We start from the raw sequence: 16,704 nt of genomic DNA, 5'->3' as shown, positions 1-16,704 counted from the left end.
CTTTGGGAGTGAAGGATGTCGATCAGTTCAGTTCGAAACGGTAATCTTCGATAACGGTGTTGGCGAGCAGCTTCTCGCACATCGCTTTGACGCGGGTTTCCGCTTCGGAGCGGTCGGCCGTGTCAAGCTCGAGCTCCATATATTTGCCGATGCGCACTTTGCCGACCTCGGCGAAGCCCATCGAGTGCAGGGCGCCTTGGACGGCGCTGCCTTGCGGATCGAGCACGTTTTGTTTGATCGTCACGTAGACGGTTGCTTTTATCATGGGGGAGTTCCTCCTCATTATCGGATCGATCGGGAACGGTCGGAGCGTTCGCTTACCGGCCCGTCAAACGGTTCAAAATGTCGCGGTACCGGCGCGACGTCTCTTCGACGACCGAATCCGGCAGCGGATCGGGCTCGCTGTTCTTGTCCCAGCCGGAGCCCGCCAAGTACGTGCGGACCGGCTCCTTGTCCATGCTGTCGATCTCGATGTCGAGCTCGTACTTTTCTTTCGCCCAGAAACGCGACGAGTCCGGCGTGAACACTTCGTCGATCAGGATGACCTTGCCGTCGACGATGCCGAATTCGAACTTCGTATCGGCCAGGATGATGCCCCGTTCGGCGCAATACGCGTGCGCATATTCGTACAGCTTCAAGCTTTTGTCGCGCAGCTCCGCTGCGATGTCCTTGCCGACCAGCTCCTCCATCCGTTCGAACGGAATGTCCTCGTCGTGGCCGACGTCGTTTTTCGCCGCGGGGGTGAAGATCGGCTGCGGGAACTTCTCGTTTTTGCGCATCCCTTCCGGAAGCTTGATGCCGTTAATCTCGCCCGTTTTTTGGTATTGTCTCCACCCGCCGCCGGTAATATAGCCGCGCACGACGCATTCGATGTCGATGCGCTTCGCCTTCTTCGTCACCATGAAGCGGTCCTTCATGACGTCGGCGTCGCGGATCAGTCCTTGCGGCAGCTTCTCCACGTCGGCGTGAACGACATGGTTCGGCATGAAATCGGCCGTCCGCTCGAACCAGAACTTGCTCAGCTGGTTCAGCACGTTGCCCTTGTCCGGCACGGCGGGGCGGAGCACGTAATCGAAAGCGGAGATCCGGTCGGTGACCGCGATCAGGTAATGATCGCCCAGCTCGTAAATTTCCCGCACTTTTCCTTTATACAGCAGCGGAGCGTTGACGTATTCCGCGGCGGACGATATGGCCGTCGTTGCGCTCAAGGCGAAAGCCTCCTTCTATTCCGTATGATGGGATCAGCCCAATCCGAGACGTTTGAAAATCGTATCGACGTGCTTCAAATGCCAGCTCGGATCGAAGCAATCGGCGATCTCCTCGAGCGTCAGCTGCTCGCGGATGACCGGGTCGTTCTCGACGATGTCGCGGAACGAGCGCTGCTCCTCCCACGCCTGCATCGCCTTCGGCTGCACCGTATCGTACGCCTGCTCGCGGCTGAAGCCTTTGTCGATCAGCTTCGTCAGCACCCGGCCGGAGAACGGCACGTCGTACGTGCGCTTCATGTTGCGCAGCATGTTGTCCGGGAACACGGTCAAGTTTTTGATAATGTTGCCGAGACGGTTCAGCATATAGTTGATCAAAATCGTCGAATCCGGCAAAATGATCCGTTCCACCGACGAGTGGGAAATGTCGCGCTCGTGCCAGAGCGGCACGTTCTCGTAGGCGGAAATCATATGGCCGCGGATGACGCGCGCCAAGCCGGAGATGCTTTCGCAGCCGATCGGGTTGCGCTTGTGCGGCATCGCCGACGAGCCTTTTTGCCCTTTCGCGAACGGCTCCTCAACCTCGCGGAATTCGCTCTTCTGGAGGGCGCGAATCTCGGTGGCGAATTTGTCCAGCGACGTGGCGATCAGGCCGAGCGTCGCTACGTACTGGGCGTGGCGGTCGCGCTGCAGCGTCTGCGTCGAGATCGGAGCCGGCTTCGTGCCGAGCTTGCCGCACACGTATTCTTCGATGAACGGATCGATGTTCGCGTACGTGCCGACCGCGCCGGAAATTTTGCCGTACTGCACGCCGTCGGCGGCCGCCCGGAACCGCTCCAGGTTGCGCTTCATTTCCTCGTACCAGAGCGCCATCTTGAGGCCGAACGTCGTCGGCTCCGCGTGGACGCCGTGGGTGCGGCCCATCATCGGGGTGTTTTTGTACTGGATCGCCTTTTCCTTCACGATCTCGATGAACCGGATCAAGTCCTTCTCGATAATCTCGTTCGCCTGCCGAAGCAAATAGCCGAGCGCCGTATCGACGACGTCGGTGGAGGTGAGGCCGTAATGCACCCACTTGCGCTCCGATCCGAGCGTCTCGGATACGGCGCGGGTGAAGGCGATGACGTCGTGGCGGGTTTCCTCCTCGATCTCGTAAATGCGGTCGATGCTGAAGCCCGCCTTCTCCCGCAGCGCCTTGACGTCTTCCTTCGGAATGACGCCGAGCTCGGACCACGCTTCGCACGCGAGAATTTCGACTTCGAGCCATGCCTTGAATTTGTTTTCTTCCGTCCAGATCGCCGCCATTTCCGGCCGGCTGTACCGCTGCAGCATGATGTGAACCTCCGTCGTGAATTGGTTTAGGGGGTAAAAGATCTAAGGCGTTAACGGCCGTTGGCCGCGAGTGTCGGACCTGCCAAGTCAACCTTTCCAAATCGGGGAGCGTTCCACCCAGTCGATCGCTTTCTCCACGTCGTCCGTAAGCAGATTGACGTGCCCCATCTTGCGCTTCGCCTTCGCTTCGTGCTTGCCGTACAGGTGCACCTTCGCGGCCACGCCGTCCGGCAAGCCGGCTTCGTCGCCCATCCATTCGAGGAGCGGAGCGACGTGCTCGCCGAGTACGTTCGCCATGACGACCGGCGTCAGCAGCTCGACCGGACCGAGCGGCAGGTTGCATACCGCCCGCAAGTGCTGCTCGAACTGCGACGTCCGGCACGCCTCCATCGTATAATGCCCGGAATTGTGCGGCCGCGGCGCCAGCTCGTTGACGTACAGCTCGCCGTCGCGGGTCAAAAACATCTCGACCGCGATCAGGCCGATCGCCTGCATCGATTCCGCGATACGGACCGCCATCCGCTCCGCGCGCTTCAGCACGTCCTCAGACGCCCGCGCCGGCACGATGGACAAGTGCAAAATATTATCGACATGAATATTTTCCGCCGCCGGGAACGCTTGGACTTCCCCTCGGGGACTTCGTGCCGCTATCACCGATATTTCCTTCTCGAAATGAATAAACTGCTCGAGCACGAGCTCCGTCTTCGCCCGGCTCAGCGTCTCGTACGCCTCGCCGATCTCGTCCTCGGAGCGGATGACCCATTGGCCTTTGCCGTCGTAGCCGCCCGTCGCCGTCTTGAGCACGCACGGCGTGCCGAACTCGCGCACCGCCTCGCGCAGCTGCTCTGCGCTGCCGATCTCCCGGTACGGCGCCACCTTGACGCCGGCCGCCTCGATCGCCCGCTTCTCGCGCAGCCGATGCTGCGTCGTGTACAGCAGCTCGCTGCCCTGCGGCACGTACGATTCGCTCATCAGCATCGCCGCCACGCCCGCATCGACGTTCTCGAACTCGTACGTGATGACGTCCGAGCGCTCGGCCAGCTTCCGGGCCGCCTCGGCGTCGTCGTACGCCGCCACGATCTGCTCGTCGGCCACTTGCCCGCACGGCGAGTCCGGCGTCGGGTCGAGCGTCGCGAACCGGTAGCCCATCGCCCGGCCGGCGAGCGCCAGCATCCGGCCGAGCTGCCCGCCGCCGAGGATGCCGATCGTACCGCCGGGCTTGATGACGTTGTCGCCGCTTCGTCCGCTCATCACGCGTCCGCCCCCAACGTCTCGCTCATCGCCAGCACATGCTGGCGAAGCTGCTCGCGCCGCTTCAGGAAGCGGTCCATCAGCTCCGGATCGGTGATGCCGAGAATTTGCGCGGCCAACAGCCCCGCGTTCGTCGCTCCCGCCGGACCGATCGCTACCGTCGCGACCGGAATGCCGCCCGGCATCTGCACGATCGACAGCAGCGAGTCGAGCCCGTTCAGCGACGACGACTTCACCGGCACGCCGATGACCGGCAGCTCCGTCTTCGAAGCGACCATGCCGGGCAAGTGGGCCGCGCCCCCCGCTCCGGCGATGATGACTTGCAGGCCGCGCTCCCGTGCGGATGCCGCGTATTCGAACATCAGGTCGGGCGTCCGGTGCGCGGACACCACTTTTTTCTCGTAGGGCACTTCCAGCTCGTCGAGAATGCCGCAAGCGTGCTTCATCGTTTCCCAATCGGAATTGCTTCCCATAATGACGCCAACCTTCGCCGCCATGTCCGACCTTCTTTCCTGCGTGGAATAGTAAAAATGAAAAAAGTCCAGTGACAAACGGCGCGCCGTCTGCCCGATGGACTAAGCTATCGAAAAAGCCGTTTCCGCGCGTGCGGAACCCGAAAAAGGGAATGCCGGATCGCCGCGGACGGCGTCCCATTCCGCTTTCAGCTCGCTCGTAGTCCAAAAATTTATGGTTCTTGGGTAGAAACTTCCGGGCCATATCCCCGGCATTATACGAGAAACTTCGTTTAGTATTCGTTTGTTTTCGCTTCTTTAGTTTATCAATGGTAACATGGCCATGTCAACTTAAAAGGCGAACATTTTTGTGTCCATATTGTTGTAAAGTTCGTGAATTACCCGAAAACCCGAACATTCCGCTTGCAACAAAAAACTCCCCTATTCGGGGAGTTCCGGAATCCGGCTCATGATCGACTGCATCGTGAAGCCGACGCACGGCAGCTTGTCGCTCCGTACGGGCTCGTCGCCCGTGAAAACGTCCGCCAGCTCGTATCGATCCTCCGTAAGCACATACTGCTCCAGACTGCCGTTGGCCGGATCGACGATCCAATATTCGGGGATGCCGAACCGGGCGTACGCCTTGCTCTTCTTCACTTTATCCCGGCGAATCGACCAGTCCGACAATATTTCGACGACCAAGTCGGGAGGACCGGTGACGGCCCTTTTGGACAAAATGTGCAACCGGCTTCGATGGATCATGATCAAATCGGGCTGGCGGACTTCCTTTTGAGAAAGGACTACGTCGATGGGGGCGAACACGATTAAATATTCCGACAAGCAGCTGTCCGCCAACGTGCGCTGAATTTCGAAGCTGACGAGCTGATGCAGCGGCGTCGGCGCCGGACTCATCGCCTCCAGCACGCCGTCCACGAGCTCGAAACGACCGTATTCGTCCGGCAGCGCGGCATAATCTTCGTAGGTCATCGGGCGTTCGCGGATGAGGTCGGGTTTCTTCTTCGGCTCCATACCGGCTCCTCCGATCGGGCGCAGCCGCCCGCAGGTATCGGCGATCGTTCGCCGTCCCGTCCATTATACCACAATCGCCGGCAGCCGACGCCCTTGCGGAGATCGACTTCGCTCGACAGATACCGTATCCCCGCCCCCGATTCCGCGAAAGGGCCGCTCGAACGTTATCCCGCCGCTCCGACCGTAACGCGAAGCGGAATGCGAAGCTCGCCCCTCGGCGCATCCAACACCCACTCCTGCAGGCGCAGGCCGAAACGCTCGACGGCCCGGACGCTTCGGACGACAGAGGCGGCCGTTCCTTCCGCCGGAACGCTGTCCGCCGGCAGCAGTATCGTCAGTCCCGCGCAATCGCCGCCCGCCCGGATCAGCAACGCGTCTTCCTCCACCGTCGCTTCGACCGTCCGGCGCAGCTCCAGCCAGCGGTACAGCTCCACCGCCGTCCACCACGGCAAGCCTTGCTCCTTGCCGTAGCGGATCAGCTCGACGAAGGCGTCGCCGACTTCGGCGCCGTACGTTTTGAACGAGCTCGGATGATACAGGAAGTGCGCCACGCCGTATACGTCCTTGCTTCGATCCACGAGCGCCCGCGCCTCCGCAGCCGTACAGCGCAGCGGAACCGGCGGGTCCCAGGCGAGCGTCGGATTGCTGTAGACGCCCATCGTCCGGTTGCGCTCGGCCGCGTCCGCGACCGGCAAGTACGGGTGGCACGTGCCCGCGGAAAATCCTTTGTTCCCCTGCTTCGTTCCGCCCTTGCTCTGCTCGACGACGATGCCCGCCTTCTCGCACCAGGCGTAAAACTGCACGCCGCCCTCCCAGCGCAAATAGTGGTTTTTGTTCGTCCAGATGCGCGTCGGCTCGCCGATGGCGGCCATCCGGCTTTTCAACCGGTCGAGCTGCTCGTTGAACAGCCCCTCGTCCCAGTACGCCCCTTCCGCCTCGAGCGCGTTGTAATGGAGCGCCACCTCGTGGCCGTCGGCGACGATTCGCCGGTACACGTCCTCCGGGTAGCCCGGCATGATGACGCACCAGCTCGAGCGGACGTCGGCTTCCTTCAGCCGGTCCAGCATCATGCCGGCGGCGTCGACCAGGTTGCCGTCCGTATCGTGCGAGATGTGACCGATCGCCTCGCGCCCCTCCGGCCAAAACCACACTTGGGCGAGCGGCCGGCTCGCCGTCTCGCGGAGACGATGGAGGAGCCGTACGAACACGATGCGAAATTCGTCCACGATCGGATGAAGGTAAAAGGGCGCCCCGCCTTCGACCGAATCGCGGTCCCGCACCCAGTCCAGCACGACGCCGTCGTCCGACTTGTAAATATCGTCGTCGATCGCACCGGTTCCGTCGGGGGACGGCACCCCGTCCTTCAGCACGGGCATCCCTTGCTGGATGAGGCAAAACGTCCGCGCCAAATCGACGGCGAACAACGCGGCCGCACCGGCGGAGCAGCGCTTCACCGTCACCGCCGGATGGCCGTTCTTGGCACCGGCGAGCGTCTCGATTTCGCCATGAGCGTCGACGCCTTCCGCCGTCGTGACGAGTGCGGCTCCGAAAAAGTGAAACGAGCTTCGCAGCCCGTCCGCCAGCGGGGAACCGTTCCAGCCGATCCAGCCTTCCTTCGCCGCCCGGACCCGCCGCACCCCGAGCGCCCCGTCCAGTCCGTGCGTGTCGCCGACGGCGAGCACCGCGTTCCCGTTGTCGCAATAGGCCTGGAAAACGGAAGACCAGTCCGCCGACTCATCCAGCCCGATTACGATCGTAATGCCGGCCGGACGCTCGTTCAGCCAAGCTTCGGGCGTCCACGCCCGATAAGCGAAGCCGGCCTGCCGCAATATTTCGAACAAGTAAGGCGCGTATTCGTCCCGCCCCTGCCGCCACACCTCTTCCGCACGCCGTTCGTTCCATAGGACATGTATCATGACCGCTCACCCGTTTCGCCCAAGTTATTTACAACTTATTTACATCATAGTACGCCGGCCCGAAACCGTCAATTCCCGAAAATGTCCAAATGTGCACGGGCGAAGCATCCTTTTCGCCGAAACAAAAAAACGGCCGATCCTTCGGATCGTACCGTTTGTTATTTACAGCTCCGCCATTTGTCTTGCAGCGTGCTCCATACGCCGTCAACCGACTCCACGTTGGCCCACAGCAGGCCGAGCTCGTTGTCCAGCTCCGTGAACTGCCCGTACGTGAGACCGAGATCCTTCATCGTCCGCGTGTGCTCCGTCAGCCGCTCGAATAAGTAATAGCGGTCCCCCGCCACCGGGGGATGAGGAAGCTCTCGCGATTCGGCGACGCTTCTCCGGCAAGGTATCGAGCAGACGTTCGCTTTCAAATCGCTCTGCGCCGATTCCGACGTCATGAAGTCGATAAACTGCATCGCCGCCTGCTCCGATTGGCACGTGGCGCTGATCCCGACGCCGGTCGCGATGCCGAATCCCGCGTCCGTCACGCTGCCGGGAAACCGGACGAAATCCCAATCGAAGCCGATATCCTCAAACTGATCGAGAAACGTATACGACGTCAAAATCATCCCGACCTTTTGCCGCAAAAACAGCTCTTCTCCCGTCCGCGCCTTCCCCGTGGAAAAAATCGGGGACACTTTATGCTTGTACATCAAGTCGGCGGTAAATTGCAGCGCTTCGAGAGTTCGCTCATCGCGAGGGAGCGGCTCCCCGCCTTCGACGAACGTCCCTCCGTTCTGCAGCACGAACAGCGGCCAGCGGTTCACGCTCGCCGTGAAGCTGAAGCCGTAACGCTCCGCCTGATCGCCGTCGTATTCCGTCAGCGCCCGAGACGTCTTGAGCAGCTCGTCCCACGTCCAGCTTTCGTCCGGGTATGGGATATGATGCGCATCGAACATCGACTTGTTGTATACGAGAATGATCGGAGCGAACGTGATCGGTGCCGCCCACAGCTTCCCCCGGTGGGAAAAGGCTCGCACGTACGGCTCGTAAAATTCGCGCGCCTCCGGCCAGGCCAGCGGCTTGAGCAGCTTGTCCGGCTCGCGATCGCTTATTTGGAAAAACAGCGTATTCGCCAAGCCGATCAAATCCGGCTTGATCGGTCCGGGGAACGCCCCTTCCCGGGTCGCGGCCGTAAGCGTTTCGCGCGGCACCTGCATCATCTCGACCTTCACCCGGCCGTTCGACCGATTGAACGTTTCGACGATGCGGTTAATCGCTTCGAATTCGAAGGAAGGCATCCCCCAAAACAAACGCAGCACCGTGCTTGGCGCATCCGGCTCGCTTACGATCGAGCCTTTACCGTGCAATGTCCGGATCAGCCCTTCTTCGGCCAGCTCGTTCAACACTTTTCGGACGGAAGGACGGCTGAGCCGGAACGATTGGGCGAGCTCGTTCTCGGGCGGAATATAGTCGCCCGGCATCCATTCGCCGGACAAAATGTTCGTTCGCAAATGCCGATGCAGGTTGGCGTAGCGTTCCCTGAACGTCGTTCTCCGTACCCCGTTACCCAAAACCGAATCCCCCAGTATGAAAAGTCGAATCGCTCACGTCTTGTTCCTTTCATTATGAGCAATTTTGCAGGGCCTGTCTAGGGAACGGCAGCGCAAAAAAGCCGCCGAACGAGTCGGCGGCTTTCGGGGGTAAACCTGTCAGCCGAGCCGTCCGGGCGACTTCTCCACCTCGAACGTCGGCTTGATGTAGCTCTCCAGATTCCGGTTGTAGTTCGTCGGCACCGAGTCGGCGCCGGACGTGGCGGTATCGTCCTCCGGCAGCTCCCAGCTCGCTTTCTCCCCCAGCTTCTTCTCCTCGATGACGGAATCGGAGCTGGATGCCCCGGCAGTCGGTTCGGTCATGAGCGATCGCTTCTCCTTTCCGGATATGTCCCGCAGGCAAGCTTAGTATATCCGAAAAGGCGATTTCCCCAGCTGGCCCGACGATCAGCCGACCGGCGCGACTTCCGACCAGCAGCTTTCGAAAAACCGGAGCATGTCGGGCAAATGCTCGGTCCAATACTCCCAATTGTGCTGCCCGTCGTATTCGGCGTACCGGTACGGGTAGCCGATCTCGTCCAAATGCCGCTTGAACTGCTCGTTCAGCGCAAACAAATAGTCGTCCCGACCGCAATCGAAATAGAGCGACGGGCGCAGCGCGTCTTGGCAGCGTCTCGCGCTGAGCAGCGACAGGTCGTGCGCTTTCGCATAGTCGCCTTGCTGGGGGCCGATCATGCGCGCCCATTCCGAGCGCGAGAAGTCGCGGTACGGCAGCTTGCTCGCCGAGCCGAGCGCCCCCGAAAGGCTTGCGGCGGCGCCGAACACGTCCGGGTGACGCAAGGCGAGCGAGAACGCCCCGAAGCCGCCCATGGACAAGCCGCCGACCATGCGGAAGACGCGGTCCGGGATCGTGCGGAAATTCGCGTCGATGAACGGAAGGAGGTCGTATAGGAGATATTGTTCGTAATTGCCCGAGCCGTCATACCAATCGAGATAAAAGGTCCCGTGTCCGTAGCCGCCGTCGTTCGGCATCACGACGATGCATTCCCGCAGCTCGCCGGTCGCGATCAGGCGATCGAGCGTTTGCTCCGCCTGGCCGTTTTGCAGCCAGCTGCTCTCGCTGCCGTACATGCCGTGAAGCAAATAAACGACCGGATAAGACCGGTCGGGCTGCTGCTCGTAAGAAGGCGGCAAATAGACGAAGCAGGATTTTCTGGCGTATAGCGCCCCGGAGAAAAAAGGGACGGGCCGAACTGTCATGACCGATCACGCTCCCGATACGGCAAAATAGGTTCGTTCTCTATTATAACAGTCGATGCCGCTCCGGCAACTTTACGCCCGTCGTCTTGTCGGCAAATGCGTTTTCCGCATTGAAACATGACGAATGATGTCGGATAATGGTCAATATCGGGGGGATCGTGCTTTGAATTTTTTCAAGCTTTACGCGACTAGAAAATATTTACGCCGTCTGTTGGCCACGATGATTGTCATCATGGTGGCGCTCGTAACCTCTTCGTCCTTGCTCCTTTATTTCAAGTCCGAACGGACCGTACTGCACATGCAGTCGGAAGCGAATTTGAAAATATTGTCGCAAATCGACTACAACATCGCTTCGATGAACGAGTCGGTCAAAAATATGGCGATATCCGTATTTTTCGATACCGATACGATCCCGCTGCTGTATGGAGCCGACGAGAACGTTTTCGAGCTGCCTTCCAAGCTGCTCAAGCTGGATCATTTGGCCAGCTCCAATCCTTATCTGCATGCCATCACGATTTTTAACGCCAATTCGGATACGTTCTATTCGACCGATATGCTGTTTCAGCAAGATGCCGACGGACTGCTGCGACGTTTCGGGGACCGCGTGAGGGAAGACGATTCCATCCCGCAGTTGCAGTTGATTCCGCTGCAATGGAATGCGGATGCCGATCGGGGGGAAAGTCACCGAAGACCGGTCGACTTGTTCGTCTACTCCGTATTTATGCCGCAGAACGGCAGCCGCGCAGGGGGGACGAGCAGCAAAGTTCTGCTGACGGTGAAGCCGGAATGGCTGTTCGACAATTTGCATCTGCTGAACGAGCTTTCCGGCAACGCGCGTCAAACGATTCTTATCATGAACGCCCAAGGCGAATGGTTCGTTCGCGGCGGGGAGCCGCTCGCATTCGAGCCCGAGCGGCTGAGCCGCGCCGTTCTGGAGCATTCGCAGCAAGCGAACGGTTCTTTCACGTTCCGCACAGACGACGCCCTCCAGATGGTCAGTTTTAAGAAAAGGGAATCGAACGGCTGGTACTTGGTCAGCATACAACCCTATGAAGCGGCGCTCGGCGACGTATTCGAAATGCGGGGAAGCTTTGCATTAATCGCCTTCATGCTCGTCCTTTTCTCGATTATGGCGTCATTCCCGCTTTCGAGACGATTGTACAAGCCGATCGAGAAGCTGCTGCGGCAAGCCCGCTCGCCGATTCCGGCGGCCGGCCTTCCGCTTTCGGAAGCGCAAGACGAGCTGGCTTATATTACGCAAGCCATGAACGATATCGAGAAAGACCGGGAAAACCAATCCGACACCCTTGTGCATTACCGGCTGCGCAAGCTGCTTGCCGACAGCCCGTCGTTCGATGCCGACAGCTTCCGCGAGCTGACCGGGAAGCCTCGGGTCCGGATCGATCCATCCGGAGGTTATGTCGTAGCCGTCGCCAAAATCGACGATTTCAAGACCTACTCCCGACTCGCGCCGGCCGACCGGAGACTTCATCCGTTCGCCATCGGCAATATCGCCACCGAGATCGTATCGTCCCGTTTCGAAACGCAATTTATCGATATGAAAAGCGATCATTTCGGACTGATCATCAGTATCGGGGATGGCGAGGCAGCGGCACAGGAAACGCTTCTCCCTTTGCTTCGGCGGGTGCAGACGGTAGTCGGCCAATTTTACCGCATCTCCCTCTCGTTCGCCATAAGCGGGAAGGCGCCCGATTACCGGGCCATCTCCGACCTGTACCGGGATGCTTGCGCCTTGCTGCAATACCGGATGGTTTACGGCCGGCATGCGCTTTTGACCGCCGAGCACGTGCAAGCCAACATCGACAACACGGCGCTGCCTATCAATCCGCAGCTGGAGAAGCGGATCATCGAGGATTTGAAGGCCAATCGGCCGGCCGCGCTGCGCAACCATCTGGCCCAGCTGCTCGAGTATGCTTCGAAGCTGAGCTACGACCATATGCAGCATGCGATTCTTCACGTCTTCATCGTCATTCGCAGCGCCGTTACCGAGATGAACAACAACCGCGTTCTCGCCATCGAAGTCGACTGGCAGGATGTACACGGGAAGATGTTCGAATCGGAAACGCTGGACGAAATCCGCGAGCATCTGCACGAGCTGTTCGACCGTCTGACCGAGCAGATTCGTCCAAGCCCCGAGACGCGAACCGAAGTCATCATCGACACCATCAAGGAGCTGGTCTACGCTCAATACGCGGACCCGGACCTGAGCCTGCAGTCGATCGCCGATTCGATGAAAATGTCGTCCGCTTACCTCGGCCGCCTGTTTCGCGCGAACTCCTCCGTTTCCTTGACGGAGTATATGAACGACGTCCGATTGTCCGAAGCGCTTCGGCTGCTGGAAAACGAACGTTACACCATTAACGAAATTATGGAAAAAGTCGGATATCGGACGCAAAGTCATTTCTTCAAACAGTTCAAGAACAAATACGGCACTACGCCGAAAGAATACCGGTTGAAAAGGAGTTTGGCGGGACCCGGACCCGCCGACATGATCACATGAGCCTTTGGGGCCGTTCCTGTCTCCCGATATGGAGATGGGGGCGGCCCTCGTTTATTGAGCGCGGAATCCGGCCAAAAGCGCCGCTTGAGCAGTAAAGTACGAATTGAGGAGTCGCCGGGAGAAGCAAAATACAATCTTACCAGTATCCCCGCCTGTCCCTTCGCGCTTATATAAAAGAAGGACGCCATACGGCGATACAACCATCAGGAGGGGAACGAATATGTCCGCATCCGGTGCACCGGCCGGCCCAAAAAATCGCATCGCGGCCGAATGGCAGCATTTCAAAAAAAACAAGGAGCTCTTCTTGCTTTCGCTTCCGGCCGTCTTGTTTAAATTGGTCTTCAGCTATTTGCCGCTCGTGGGCCTCATTATTGCGTTTAAAAGCTACCGCTACGATCTCGGATTGTTCGGAAGCGAATGGAACGGGCTGGACAACTTCAAGTTTTTCTTTTCTTCCGAAACCGCGCTTCTCATTACGAGAAATACGATTTTGTACAACTTCGGGTTCATCGTCCTGACGACCGTCTTCGCCTTGCTGTTCGCGATGATGATGAACGAAGTGTCGAAAACATTCGTCAAGCTTTACCAGACTTCGATGTTTTTGCCCCACTTTCTCTCGTGGGTCGTCGTCGGGTATGTAACGCTCGCGTTTCTCGAGCAGGATCGCGGTTACTTGGACAGCTTGTTCGCGTCTCTCGGCTGGAGTCCCGTCAACTGGTACCAGGAAGCCCGGCATTGGCCTTACTTGTTGAATATCGTCCATCTGTGGAAGACGGTCGGCTTCTCGGCGCTCGTCTACTATGCCGGCATCATCGGAATCGACCCAAGCTATTACGAAGCGGCCAAAATCGACGGCGCCACCAAATGGCAAATGGCGATGCGCATCACGCTGCCTCTGCTCACGCCGCTGATCGTCGTCTTGTTCATCGTGGCGATCGGAGGCATTTTCCGTGCGGACTTCGGGTTGTTCTTTTTTATTCCGAACAATTCGAGCTTCCTGTATTCGGCTACGGACGTTATCGACACCTATGTGTACCGCTCGCTGCGGAATCTTGGCGACGTCGGCATGAGCGCTGCCGTCGGGCTTTATCAGTCGGTCGTCGGCTTTGTCCTCGTCTTGACGACCAACGCCGTCATCAAAAAACTGAACCGCGACCATGCGTTATGGTAAAGGGGAGGCAACGACCGTGTCCATGATGAAAGACCGATTGCCGCTGTTCGTCATCCATTTGATCTTCATAGCCGTCACATTGTGCATGATTTTGCCGCTCCTGCTCGTCGTCTCGATCTCGTTCTCCGACGAAACGTCGTTGATCCGCAACGGCTATCGGTTTATACCGGAGCAGTTCAGTACGCTGGCTTACGAGACGGTATTCAAGCACCCGAAGCAGCTGTTGAACGCCTACGGCGTCACGATCTTCGTCACGGTCGCGGGGACGGCGCTCAGCCTGCTTCTTACCGCCATGATCGGGTACGTGATTTCCAGGCGCGACTACCGGTACAAGCGCATCACGACGCTGTACGTTTTTTTCACGATGCTGTTCAGCGGAGGTCTCGTTCCGTTCTACATCCTCATTACGAAATATTTGCACTTGAAGGATACGCTGCTCGTCCTGATCGTGCCGTACCTGCTCAATCCGTTTTACGTCATGATCATGAAAGGCTTCCTGGACAAAGTGCCGCTCGAAATCGTCGAATCGGCCAAAATCGACGGCGCCGGAGAGTTTACTACGTTTCGACGAATCATTCTGCCGATTTCGACGCCGGCGCTCGCGACGGTCGGGCTGTTCATCTCGTTTTCCTACTGGAACGATTGGTGGCTCGGGCTGCTTTTCGTGGACAACGAGAAGCTGGTTCCGCTTCAGCTCTTGCTGTATCGAACGCTCAATTCGATCGAGTTTTTTTCCAGCAACGCCCAATATATAAGCGGCAATATCGATTTGTCGCAATTCCCGAGCTTGTCTACGCGAATGGCGCTTGCAATCCTCGGGGCGGGTCCCATGCTGTTTATCTTCCCCTTCTTTCAAAAATATTTCGTCAAAGGGCTGACGGTCGGCTCGCTGAAAGAGTAGCGCACGTGCTCCAACCGGGCGGCCGCGCCGCAGGCAAGGAGGTGAGCCACGCGTCAGGCGTCTTGCTTTGCCCGGGTGCAACTTATACACTTACCTTTACAGGAGGTCACACATGAAATCAATCAATCGTAAGCTGCCTGTTCTAATCGCCATGTCGGTCGGACTTTCCGGACTGCTTGCCGCTTGCGGCGGTGGCGCCGCGAAGCCGTCTGCCGATCCCGCCTCGGTTTCGGGGAACGGAGCGTCCAAGCTCTCGCCGGTCGAACTGGTCTGGTACTACCCGCAGTGGAGCACGCAGCCGGATACCGCCTCGGTCGAGGAGGCGATCAACAAGATCACGAAAGAGAAAATCAATGCCACGATCAAGCTGAGACCGACAGACGGCGCCAGCTACGAGCAGAAGCTGAACACGATGGTCGCTTCCAACGAAACGTTTGATATAGCCTGGACGTCCTTCTGGAGCTTCAACTATGCGCAGAACGCCCGCAAAGGAGCCTTCGTGCAGCTGGACGCCATGCTGGACGGCACCGCTCCCAACTTGAAAAAGACGCTTCCTCCGGTCGTGTGGGAAGCGTTGAAGGTTGACGGCAAGACGTACGGCATCCTCAATTACCAAACGATCACGAATAAAGAAGGCTTTCTCGTACAGAAGAAATATATCGAGAAATACGGCCTGGACGTCTCATCCGTTAAGAAGCTGGAGGACATGGAGCCATTCTTCCTGAAGATCAAGCAGGCCGAACCGGACGTTATTCCGTTCTCCATGACGCGAGGCGGCAAATTTGAAGGCATGAAGACGACATACAACAATCTTGAGCTTATCTCGAACTATGTAGGCATTTACCGCAACGATAAGGATTTGAAAGTCGTGGACATCGTCGCGACGCCGGAATACAAATCTTACTTGGAATTGATGCATAGCTGGTACCAAAAAGGCATTATCAACAAGGACGCGCCGACACTGAAGAGCGACAAGGAGAATTTGAAGGCGGGCAAAGTCGTCTCCTATTTCCACAACGTGCTCAAGCCGGGACGGGAAGACGAGGAAAGAACGGCTTTCGGAAACAATGACGTCGTCGCCATTCCGATCACTCAGCCGTTTGTAGGAACGAACACGATTATTCAGTCGATTCAAGCCATCAGCAAGACGTCCAAGCATCCCGATCGGGCTCTCCAGTTTTTGGAGCTGCTTAACTCGGACAAGGATCTGCTCAATACGGTCGCGTTCGGCATCGAAGGGAAACATTATACGAAAATCGACGAGCGTACGATCAAGCCGATTCCCAACGGGGGCTATGATCCAAACCAAACTTGGGTTTTCGGCAACGGGTTTAACGCTTACCTTCGCGAAGGCCAAAAGCCAGAGATCGTCCAACAAACGCTGAAGGAAAACGAAACCGCCGTCGCCTCCCCCATTCTCGGGTTTACGTTCGATCCGCAGCCGGTGCTGACGGAAATCGCCAATATTCAGGCGGTCAGCGACCAATACGGTCCTCCTTTGAATACGGGAGCCGTCGATCCGAAGGAAAAGCTGAACGAGTACATCGAGAAGCGGAAGAAGGCCAACGTCGACAAAATCATAGCGGAAATGCAGCGCCAGCTCGACGAATGGAAGGCGGCCAACAAGAAGTAAGCGAATGGAAAGCCGGGGATCGCATCCCGGAGGACAGGCACCGAGATTGTTCCAGAAGGCTGCGGGCGACCGCAGCCTTCTACACGTCTTGTCCGATCATTCATGTCGTTAAACGTAAAAAAGCCGCTCCTTCCGCATTGCTGCGAAAAGAGCGGCTTTACCGCTTGGCAACGTCCTACTCTCCCAGGACCCTGCGGTCCAAGTACCATCGGCGCTGGAGGGCTTAACGGTCGTGTTCGGGATGGGAACGCGTGGATCCCCTCCGCCATCATCACCAAACGGATTGCTGTTGAAGAAGGTTTGCTCCTTCAAAACCGAACAACGAGCGGTGCAAGTATTATGATCCGGCATGATCGCCATGCCATGATCTCCATAGAAAGGAGGTGATCCAGCCGCACCTTCCGATACGGCTACCTTGTTACGACTTCACCCCAATCATCTACCCCACCTTCGGCGGCTGGCCCCTTGCGGTTACCTCACCGACTTCGGGTGTTG

The 16,704-nt window shown here is 58.3% G+C and carries 14 protein-coding genes, 2 rRNA genes and 1 riboswitch; of the genes, 4 read left to right on the top strand and 12 right to left on the bottom strand.

The window, feature by feature from the left end; genetic code table 11:
• Positions 1 to 22: 22 nt before the first annotated feature.
• The 10 genes from purS to DLM86_RS31065 all read right to left on the bottom strand — a co-directional run bounded on the left by purS (position 23) and on the right by DLM86_RS31065 (position 9,983).
• Positions 23 to 265, bottom strand: coding sequence for a phosphoribosylformylglycinamidine synthase subunit PurS (gene purS, locus DLM86_RS31110; protein WP_110844062.1), 243 nt, complete (start codon positions 263 to 265; stop codon positions 23 to 25).
• 52 nt (positions 266 to 317) lie between these two features.
• Positions 318 to 1,208 (bottom strand): phosphoribosylaminoimidazolesuccinocarboxamide synthase, encoded by an 891-nt coding sequence (locus DLM86_RS31105; protein ID WP_110844060.1) that lies wholly within the window; start codon positions 1,206 to 1,208, stop codon positions 318 to 320.
• A 33-nt stretch (positions 1,209 to 1,241) separates the two neighbouring features.
• Complete coding sequence (gene purB / locus DLM86_RS31100) at positions 1,242 to 2,537, bottom strand: adenylosuccinate lyase (protein ID WP_110844058.1); 1,296 nt, start codon at positions 2,535 to 2,537, stop codon at positions 1,242 to 1,244.
• An 87-nt stretch (positions 2,538 to 2,624) separates the two neighbouring features.
• Complete coding sequence (gene purK / locus DLM86_RS31095; protein WP_110844056.1) at positions 2,625 to 3,788, bottom strand: 5-(carboxyamino)imidazole ribonucleotide synthase; 1,164 nt, start codon at positions 3,786 to 3,788, stop codon at positions 2,625 to 2,627.
• Positions 3,788 to 4,285, bottom strand: a complete 498-nt coding sequence (gene purE / locus DLM86_RS31090; RefSeq protein ID WP_110844054.1) for a 5-(carboxyamino)imidazole ribonucleotide mutase — start codon at positions 4,283 to 4,285, stop codon at positions 3,788 to 3,790. The genes purK and purE overlap by 1 nt, the downstream gene beginning before the upstream one ends.
• Before the next feature lie 156 nt (positions 4,286 to 4,441).
• Positions 4,442 to 4,543, bottom strand: a riboswitch (purine riboswitch).
• A gap of 138 nt (positions 4,544 to 4,681) precedes the next feature.
• A complete protein-coding gene (locus DLM86_RS31085) occupies positions 4,682 to 5,269 on the bottom strand; it encodes a Uma2 family endonuclease (RefSeq protein WP_110844052.1) in 588 nt (195 codons plus the stop codon).
• Between the two features lie 164 nt (positions 5,270 to 5,433).
• Entirely contained in the window at positions 5,434 to 7,185 is a 1,752-nt protein-coding gene (locus tag DLM86_RS31080) for a polysaccharide deacetylase family protein (RefSeq protein WP_110844050.1), read from the bottom strand.
• A gap of 158 nt (positions 7,186 to 7,343) precedes the next feature.
• Positions 7,344 to 8,744 carry an extracellular solute-binding protein gene (locus DLM86_RS31075; protein ID WP_110844048.1) on the bottom strand — a complete coding sequence of 467 codons (1,401 nt, stop codon included), beginning with the start codon at positions 8,742 to 8,744 and terminating at the stop codon, positions 7,344 to 7,346.
• A 138-nt stretch (positions 8,745 to 8,882) separates the two neighbouring features.
• Entirely contained in the window at positions 8,883 to 9,086 is a 204-nt protein-coding gene (locus DLM86_RS31070; protein ID WP_110844046.1) for a hypothetical protein, read from the bottom strand.
• Positions 9,087 to 9,170: 84 nt separating this feature from the next.
• The gene (locus DLM86_RS31065) at positions 9,171 to 9,983 is read right to left on the bottom strand and encodes an alpha/beta hydrolase (RefSeq protein ID WP_110844044.1); all 813 of its coding nucleotides are present in this window, start codon (positions 9,981 to 9,983) and stop codon (positions 9,171 to 9,173) included.
• 163 nt (positions 9,984 to 10,146) lie between these two features.
• On the opposite strand from DLM86_RS31065, the gene DLM86_RS31060 reads away from it, so the two are divergent.
• The 4 genes from DLM86_RS31060 (at position 10,147) to DLM86_RS31045 (ending at position 16,209) form a co-directional block, all read left to right on the top strand.
• The gene (locus tag DLM86_RS31060) at positions 10,147 to 12,504 is read left to right on the top strand and encodes a helix-turn-helix domain-containing protein (RefSeq protein ID WP_158289726.1); all 2,358 of its coding nucleotides are present in this window, start codon (positions 10,147 to 10,149) and stop codon (positions 12,502 to 12,504) included.
• A gap of 220 nt (positions 12,505 to 12,724) precedes the next feature.
• A complete protein-coding gene (locus tag DLM86_RS31055) occupies positions 12,725 to 13,675 on the top strand; it encodes an ABC transporter permease (RefSeq protein WP_110844040.1) in 951 nt (316 codons plus the stop codon).
• Between the two features lie 25 nt (positions 13,676 to 13,700).
• Positions 13,701 to 14,576: a carbohydrate ABC transporter permease gene (locus DLM86_RS31050; RefSeq protein ID WP_110844086.1), complete on the top strand. Its 876-nt coding sequence runs from the start codon at positions 13,701 to 13,703 to the stop codon at positions 14,574 to 14,576.
• A 112-nt stretch (positions 14,577 to 14,688) separates the two neighbouring features.
• The gene (locus DLM86_RS31045) at positions 14,689 to 16,209 is read left to right on the top strand and encodes an ABC transporter substrate-binding protein (RefSeq protein ID WP_245955053.1); all 1,521 of its coding nucleotides are present in this window, start codon (positions 14,689 to 14,691) and stop codon (positions 16,207 to 16,209) included.
• A 162-nt stretch (positions 16,210 to 16,371) separates the two neighbouring features.
• Here the strand turns inward: DLM86_RS31045 and rrf are convergent.
• A 5S ribosomal RNA gene (gene rrf / locus DLM86_RS31040) occupies positions 16,372 to 16,488 on the bottom strand.
• A 97-nt stretch (positions 16,489 to 16,585) separates the two neighbouring features.
• Positions 16,586 to 16,704, bottom strand: a 16S ribosomal RNA gene (locus DLM86_RS31035); the annotation flags it as partial.

It is taken from the genome of Paenibacillus flagellatus, assembly GCF_003217775.1.
GTDB classification, from domain to species: Bacteria; Bacillota; Bacilli; order Paenibacillales; family NBRC-103111; genus Paenibacillus_AB; species Paenibacillus_AB flagellatus.
This window is presented reverse-complemented; position numbering and strand designations above follow the sequence as displayed.